The sequence below is a fragment of the Rhodovulum visakhapatnamense genome (assembly GCF_004365965.1).
GTDB classification, from domain to species: domain Bacteria; phylum Pseudomonadota; class Alphaproteobacteria; order Rhodobacterales; family Rhodobacteraceae; genus Rhodovulum; species Rhodovulum visakhapatnamense.
On the sequence record NZ_SOEB01000054.1, the window covers coordinates 1 to 7224 of the forward strand.

7 protein-coding genes are annotated in these 7224 nt (G+C 71.8%); all 7 read left to right on the forward strand.

The window, feature by feature from the left end; translation table 11 throughout:
- Nucleotides 1-150 precede the first annotated feature (150 nt).
- The 7 genes from EV657_RS20835 (at nucleotide 151) to EV657_RS20865 (ending at nucleotide 7090) form a co-directional block, all read left to right on the forward strand.
- Nucleotides 151-531 (forward strand): GTA-gp10 family protein, encoded by a 381-nt coding sequence (locus EV657_RS20835; protein ID WP_134079751.1) that lies wholly within the window; start codon nucleotides 151-153, stop codon nucleotides 529-531.
- Nucleotides 532-629: 98 nt separating this feature from the next.
- Nucleotides 630-851, forward strand: coding sequence for a hypothetical protein (locus EV657_RS20840; RefSeq protein WP_134079753.1), 222 nt, complete (start codon nucleotides 630-632; stop codon nucleotides 849-851).
- Between the two features lie 3 nt (nucleotides 852-854).
- Nucleotides 855-2906, forward strand: a complete 2052-nt coding sequence (locus tag EV657_RS20845) for a phage tail tape measure protein (protein WP_134079754.1) — start codon at nucleotides 855-857, stop codon at nucleotides 2904-2906.
- Complete coding sequence (locus EV657_RS20850) at nucleotides 2906-3502, forward strand: hypothetical protein (RefSeq protein WP_134079756.1); 597 nt, start codon at nucleotides 2906-2908, stop codon at nucleotides 3500-3502. The genes EV657_RS20845 and EV657_RS20850 overlap by 1 nt, the downstream gene beginning before the upstream one ends.
- Nucleotides 3502-4026: a hypothetical protein gene (locus tag EV657_RS20855; protein ID WP_134079757.1), complete on the forward strand. Its 525-nt coding sequence runs from the start codon at nucleotides 3502-3504 to the stop codon at nucleotides 4024-4026. Before EV657_RS20850 ends, EV657_RS20855 begins: the two co-directional genes overlap by 1 nt.
- A gap of 26 nt (nucleotides 4027-4052) precedes the next feature.
- Nucleotides 4053-4478: a DUF6950 family protein gene (locus EV657_RS20860; RefSeq protein WP_134079759.1), complete on the forward strand. Its 426-nt coding sequence runs from the start codon at nucleotides 4053-4055 to the stop codon at nucleotides 4476-4478.
- Nucleotides 4463-7090, forward strand: a complete 2628-nt coding sequence (locus EV657_RS20865; protein WP_134079760.1) for a phage tail protein — start codon at nucleotides 4463-4465, stop codon at nucleotides 7088-7090. Before EV657_RS20860 ends, EV657_RS20865 begins: the two co-directional genes overlap by 16 nt.
- Nucleotides 7091-7224 lie beyond the last annotated feature (134 nt).

Sequence of the window (7224 nt, forward strand, 5' to 3'; positions counted from 1 at the left end):
GTCACCTTCCCGGGCGGCACGGTCTGGCTCTTCGAGGGCTGGCTCAAATCCTACGCGCCGCCCGCCACCGTGGGCGAGTTCCAGGAGGTCTCCGCAGCCTTCCGGGTCACCGGCAGCCTCGCGATCACCTTGCCGGAGGAGGGCTGATCCATGGCCAATCCGATGAAGGGCGAGGTCGATATCGAGGCCTGCGGCGAGCGGCTTCGGCTGATCCTCAGCTTCAATGCCATTGCCGAGCTGGAAGACGAGGCGGGCCGGACGCTGGCCGAGATCATGACCTCGCTCAAGGCGGGATCGGTGCGGACCATGCGGCTGATCCTGTGGGCCGCGATGCGCGATCACCGCCCCGCGACCACGCTGCGCCAGGCGGGCGCGGTCGCCGAAGAGCTGGGCCCGGAACTGGGTCCGGTGCTGGGAAAGGTGATCGCCGCCTGCGGCTTCCTGGCGGCGGAGGATCCCGCGCCGGGAAAGCCGGATCCGGCAAAGCGGTCGGCCGGGACGGGCGCGGCGAGCGGGTCGGACATGGCCTGAGCCCGGCGGGCTGGCTCGATCTGCTGAAGGACTATTGCGCGGCCGGGTTCGATCCGGCCGCCTTCTGGTCCCTGACCCCGGGGCTCTACCGCGCCCAGATGGCGGGCGCGGCGGCCCGGGCCAGGGTCGGCCAGCACCGCGACCGCTGGCTCGCCTGGCATGTCGCGGCCCTGACCCGGACGCCCGACTTCCCCCGGGCCGATGACTTCATCCTGCCGCCCGACCCCAGGCGCGCGGCGGCGGCGATGATTATGCGCGCGCGGGTCCTTCACGCGCGCTTCGAGGCGCAAAACCAGAAAAAAAACCAGAAAAAGAGGTGATCCATGGCGCTGAAGGCGGTGATCGGCGCGTTGCGCGTCAATCTGGGGCTCGACTCGGCCGAGTTCCGCAACGGGCTCAAATCGGCCGATGACCGCTCCAAACGCTTTGCGCGGACCGTGACGGTCGGGCTCGCGGGCGCGGTCACCGCCGCGACCGGCGCGCTTGGCCTGATGACGAAGCAGGCCATGGGCGCGGTCGATGCCCAGGCGAAGCTGGCGCAATCGCTGGGCACCACGGTCAAATCGGTCCAGGTGCTGAGCCGGGCGGGCGATCTTTCGGGCGTCGCCATGGGCACGGTCGAGCAGGCGACAAAGGACCTGACCCGCCGCCTCAGCCAGGCCGCGACCGGCACCGGCCCCGCGGTCGACGCGCTGAAGCGGCTGAACCTCACGGCCGGGGATCTGCTGGCGATGCCGCTCGATGCCCGCGTCGAGGCCATCAATGCCGCGATCCTCGACTTCGTGCCCGCGGCGCAGCAGGCGGCGGTGGCGGGCCAGCTCTTCGGCGAGGAAGGCTCCATCGCCATGAGCCGGATGGATCCGGCCACCCTGCGCCAGGCCGCGCGCGATGTCGAGGACTTCGGCGTCGTGGTCTCCGAGATCGATGCCGACAATATAGAGAGCGCCAATGACGCGGTCTCGCGGCTGGGGCTGGTGGCGACCGGGCTTGGCAACACGCTGGCCGCAGCCGCAGCCCCTGGCATCGAGCGGCTGGCGACCGGCTTTGCCGATCTCTGGCGCAAGGGCGCGCCGCTGGCCTCGGCCCTCGATCTGGTGCTGTCCAATCTCGACCGGGTCGCGGCCTATGCCGGGGCGGCCGCCACGCTGATCGCGGGGCGGTTTGCGGCCAGCTTCGCGGCGGCGACGGTGGCGGCGGCGGCGCTGAACGCCAAACTCCTGCTGACCCGGGCCGCGCTGATGCGCACGGGGATCGGCGCGCTGGTGGTCGGCGCGGGCGAGCTGGTGCTGTGGTTCGGGCGGCTGGTGACGGCGGCGGGGGGCTTCGGGGCAGCGCTGGATCTGATGAAGGATGTCGCGGCCGAGGTCTGGGACCGGATCGTGATGGGGCCGGAGCTGATGCGGCTCAGGATGGAGGAGCTCGGCGCCCGGATGAAAGCCATCTGGGGCGATGTCATGGTCTATCTGCAAGAGAAGTGGTCGGGGTTCCTCGCCCGCTTCGCCGATCTGCCGGACATCCTGCCCGGCGCGGCGGCGCTGAAAGAGGCGGCCGAGGGCGCGGCCGAGGGGCTGGCGGCGGCGAAAGAGGCCGCAGCGGCGGCGGGCGACGAGGCCGAACGGCTGAAGCGCGAGGCCAATGGCGTGGCCGATGCGATGATCCGCACGCCGCTGGCCTCGATGGCGGCGCTGAAGGAGACGCTGGCCGGGGTCTCGGACGAGGCGGGCAATACCGCCACCAGCCTCGCGCGGATCGGCGATGCGGCCGATGACGGCGGCGGGGTCGAGAAGCTGAAGACCAAGACGAAGGATCTGGCCGATACCGCGAAGGAGAGCGGCGACAGCTTCAAGACCTTCTTCAAGGATCTGGCGAAGGGGTCGGCGGATGCAGGCGACGCGATCTCGGCCTTGGCCGACCGGATGCTCGACGATCTTCTGGACCGGGCGCTGTCGCCGGTTTCCAGCGCGATGGGCGGCTTCTTCGACAGCTTCTTCTCGGGGATATTCGGGGGCGCGGGCGCCGGTGCGGGCGGGGGCGTGAAGGTCAACGCCCTTGGCAATGTCTTCGACGGCGGCCGGGTTCGGGCCTTTGCCGCGGGCGGCGTGGTCGACCGGCCGACCTTCTTTCCGATGCGCGGCGCCGCGACCGGGCTGATGGGCGAGGCAGGCCCCGAGGCGATCCTGCCGCTGACCCGGCTGGGCAATGGCAAGCTCGGCGTCGCGAGCCTCGGCGGCGGCGGCGGGGTGCGCATGGGCGATGTGCATGTCTCGGTCGCGGGCAGTTCGGCGAGCCCCGAAGAGATCGCGGAGGCGGTGCGGCGGGTGACGCGCGACGAGGCGCAGCGGGTCTATGCGCGGCAGCGCCGGGAGGGGCGCTGATGGCCTTCCCGCCCGAGGCGGTGCGCATCGCGGGCTTCACGCTCCGCCAGGTGACCTCCTCGATCCGCACCCAAAGCCCCTACAGCTTCGCGCAGACGGCCTATGACTTCATGGGCGGGACCTGGGCGGCCGATCTGACGCTGGCGGCGGTCGATGCGCGCGAGAGTGCGGCGATCTCGGCCTGGCTTGCCAGCCTCAATGGCCCGGCGGGCCGCTTCGAGCTCGACATGGAAGCGATGGACTATGACGGCCCGCAGGGGACGATCACCGCCGATCCCGTGGTGACCGTCGCGGCCCAGGCCCGGGCGCAGACGCTGGTGCTGCAACTGGCCGCGGCGGGCGACACCATAAGTGTCGGCGACTATCTCACCCTCGACGGCCATCTGCACATCGTGACCGGGGCCGAGGCCCCCACGGCCGCCTTCCGGCAGACCCTCACCCTCTGGCCCCGCCTGCGCGCGCCCGTCGCCCCGGGCGATCCGGTGGCGCTGCGCGCGCCCTATGGCAGCTGGGCGCTGGCCGGATCCGAGACCGCGCTCGCCGTCAGCCAGGCCCGCGTCCGGACCCGCACCGTGCAACTGGTGGAGGCGCTGTGATGGACGCAAGCGGCGACCGGATCCTCGGCCTGCTGGTGCAATGCCGGTTCGACAGCGGCGAGCTGAACATGTTCACGGGCCATGGTTCGGTCGCATGGGAGGGCGTGACCTATCTCGGCGCGGCCGGGCAGATGCTCCGGATCGGTGAGGCGCAGGAGACCTCGGGCGGCGAGATGCCGGGGCTGACGCTGACGCTGGCGGGGCTCGACCCGGAGGTGGTGGCGCTGGCCGAGCTCGAGGAGTTCCAGCGCCGCCGGGTGACGCTGCGCCTCGCGCTCTTCGACCCCGAGGGCCGGATCGAGGCGGCCGATGTGCTCTGGGACGGGCTCGCCGACACGCTCGACAGCGATGACGGGCCCGACACCGCGACCGCCACGCTCGCCTGCGAGGAACGCGCCATGGATCTGGGCCGCAAGCGCCCGTTCTACTACCTGCCCGAGGATCAGCAGCGCCGCTTTCCCGACGACCGTTTCTTCGACCTCGTCCAGGCCATCCAGAACCGGGAGGACACATGGGGGAGATGAACGGGGGGACGATGATCGGAGGGACGATGACCGGGGGGCAGATCACCCGCCGCGAGGGCTGGGAATTGCGGCTCTCGGCCGAGATCCGGGACTGGGAGGGCCGGGCCTTCGTCTGGGGCTCGGCCGATTGCCTGGGGTTCTGCCGGGCGACCGCGCGGGCGATGACCGGCCGCGATCCGATCCCGGATCTGCCGGACTATGTCAGCGAGATGCAGGCGGCGAAGGGGCTGGTGCGGCTTGGCTTTACCTCCATCGCCGAGCTGATCGACGCGCATCTGCCGCGGGTGCCGGTCGCGCGGGCGCGGCGGGGCGACTGGGTGATGGGCGATGCCGCGGGCGCGCTGCCCGGCGCCATGGGCGTCGTCACCGGCCGCCATGCGGTGCATCTGGCCGAGCGCGGCCCGGTCCGCCGCCCGGTCCTCGACGCGGAGGCGGCATGGCGCATCGGGTGATTTGCCTCGCGGGGGCTCTCTTTATTATCACGGCGGCCCCGGCCCTGGCGATGCCGCCGGTCGGCGCGGCGCTGGCGGCGGCCGCGGGGGGCTGGGCGGCCGGGCTGACGGCCACCGCCATCATGGGCCAGGCCGCCATGGCCTTCGTGTTGTCGGGCGTGCAGATGGCGCTGGCGAAGAAGCCGAAAGCGAAGACCCGCGACGAGATCACGCTGAACAAGATCCAGCCGGTGACCGCGGGCCTCATCCTCTATGGCGAACGCACCCTCGGCGGCACCATCGTCGCCCGCTCGACCACCGAGGCCGGGGGCAAGCCGCATCGGCGCTATCATTCCGTCATGCCGCTCGCCTGCCACGAGATCGACGGCGCGGTCGAGATCTGGCTCGGCGAGACCAAGGTCTGGACCGAGGCGCAATACCGGCAGGACGCCGCCCGGGGCACCGGCGATCCCTACCACTGGGGCCAGATCGACAGCGACTTCAGGGGCCGCATCCGGCTGAAGGTGCATACCGGCGCCGAGGATCAGGCGGCCGAGCCGCGCTATGTCGCGGCCGCCTCGGAATGGACGGCCGATCACCGCGGCCGCGGCGTCGCCTATGTCTATTTCGAGGCCGATTACGACCGCGACCTCTTCCCGACCGGCGCGCCGCAGATCCGCGTCCGCGCCCGCGGCAAGCGCGTTTACGACCCGCGCGACGGCCAGACCCGCTACAGCACCAACCCCGCGCTGTGCCTGCGCGACTACGCCCTGACGCCCGAGCTCTTCGGCGGCATCGGCTGGCGGGAAGAGGATCTCGACGACGCGGCCCTTCTGGCGCTGGCCAATCTGGCCGAGGAGCCGGTGCCGCTGGCCACGGGCGGGACCGAGGATCGCTATGCCTTCAACGGCGTGCTCGATACCGAGGCCGCCCCGCGCGAGAATCTGGACAATCTCTCGACCGCCTGGGGCGGCTGGTGGGCCTGCGAGCGCGGGCGGCTGACGGTCGGGGGCGGCGCCTGGGAAGAGCCCGAGCTGACGATCACCGAGGACATGCTGGTGGCCGGGATCCGGGTGATCGCGCGGCGGCCCTTCGAGGAACAGTTCAATGTCGTGAAGGCGCAGTTCGCCGATGCCACTGCCGAGCATGTGGTGACCGACCTGCCGGTCCTGGCCTCCGAGACCTACCGCGCCGCCGATCATGGCGAGCGGCTGGTGCGCGATCTGGGCGAGCTGCCGGGCGAGACCGGGCATGCGCGCGGCCAGCGGCTGATGAAGCTGGCGCTCCTGAAGGGCCGCCGCCAGCGCCAGGTGATCCTGCCCTGCAGCCTCGCGGCCTGGGGCGTGCGGCTCGGCGACACCGTCCGCGTGACGCTGCCGCGAAGAGGCTGGCAGGCCAAGACCTTCGAGGTCACCGGCCGCGCGGTGACGGTCGGCCCCGGCGGCGTCCAGGTGCGGCTGACCTGTATCGAGACCGGCCCCGCGATCTTCGACTGGCGCACCTCGGAAGAGACCCCGAAGCCTGCGGGCGGCATCCCCACGCTGCCATCCCCGACCGCCAAGCCGCAGGTCTCGGCGCCGACCATGACCGAGGAGCTTTACGAGACCCGGGGCGGCGGCGGGGTCAAGACCCGGGTGCGGCTCGCGGCCACGACCGACAATCCCTTCATCGACGCCTGGCAGTTCTCCTGGCGGCCGATCTCGGCGGCAGAGGCGACGGTGCGGGGCCTCACCGACACGCCGGAGGACCTGATCGACGACATGGCGCCCGGCACCTATGTCTTCGGCGCGCGCGGGCGCAACACCCGCGGCATGTGGTCGGACTGGGTCTATGCCGGCGCCGCCGCCGTGCAGGGCGAGAACGCCCCGCCGGTCGCGATCACCAACCTGGCCGGGCAGTCGGCCGGGGGGGCGGTCGCGATGCTGCGCTGGGACCGGCACCCCTCGCTCGACGTGCGCCAGGGCGGCTGGATCGAGTTCCGGCACGCGGGCGTCCTGACCGGCGCCACCTGGCGCAGTTCGGTCGTCATCGGCAAGGCGGTCTCGGGCGGCGTCACCGAGGCCACGCTGCCGCTGAAGACCGGCACCTATCTCGCGCGCCCCCATGACGCAAAGGGCAATCCCGGCCCGGTCAGCGCGGTCGCGCTCCGCGCCGCCTCGCTGGTGCCGATGGCCGAGGTCGCCCGGCTCGACGAGGCCCCGGGCTTTGCCGGGACCAAGGCCGGTTGCTCGGCCGCGGGGGGCGTGCTCTCGACCGACGAGGGCGCGACCTACGCGCTTTATGTCTTCACGGGCGTCATGGATCTCGGCGTCGCCGGGCCGGTGCGGCTGGTCAGCGATGTCGAGATCCTGATCGAGGAACGGCGGGATCTGATGTTCGGCCCCGGCACGGCCGCCTTCTGGACCCCGCCGGACGGGCTCTTCTGGCAGGGCAACACCGATGCCTATGGCGATCTCGACACCCAGGTCCGGGTCTATGATCCCGCGACCGCCACCTGGGGCCCCTGGCAGAGCTTCGACGCGGCCGAGTTCGACGGGCGCTTCTTCCAGGTCCGCGCGGCGCTATCCGTCGAGAGCGAGGCCTATGCGCTGCGCGTCACCCGCCTCTCGGTCGCCGCCTTCCGCGCGACCTGATCCCCAACCCAGAGGAGCCCATGACCCAAAGCACCTATCTCCCGAACGTCACCCACACCAAGGCCCAGGCCTTCGCCTTCTTCCAGGGCGCCCTGGCCGCCGCCGCCTCGACCAATGCCGGACCGACCCCGCCC

Bases quoted from the DNA above. Each gene is read 5' to 3' on its own strand.
- EV657_RS20835 (WP_134079751.1), top strand. From the start codon at position 151: ATGGCCAATCCGATGAAGGGCGAGGTCGATATCGAGGCCTGCGGCGAG.
- EV657_RS20840 (WP_134079753.1), top strand. From the start codon at position 630: ATGGCGGGCGCGGCGGCCCGGGCCAGGGTCGGCCAGCACCGCGACCGC.
- EV657_RS20845 (WP_134079754.1), top strand. From the start codon at position 855: ATGGCGCTGAAGGCGGTGATCGGCGCGTTGCGCGTCAATCTGGGGCTC.
- EV657_RS20850 (WP_134079756.1), top strand. From the start codon at position 2,906: ATGGCCTTCCCGCCCGAGGCGGTGCGCATCGCGGGCTTCACGCTCCGC.
- EV657_RS20855 (WP_134079757.1), top strand. From the start codon at position 3,502: ATGGACGCAAGCGGCGACCGGATCCTCGGCCTGCTGGTGCAATGCCGG.
- EV657_RS20860 (WP_134079759.1), top strand. From the start codon at position 4,053: ATGACCGGGGGGCAGATCACCCGCCGCGAGGGCTGGGAATTGCGGCTC.
- EV657_RS20865 (WP_134079760.1), top strand. From the start codon at position 4,463: ATGGCGCATCGGGTGATTTGCCTCGCGGGGGCTCTCTTTATTATCACG.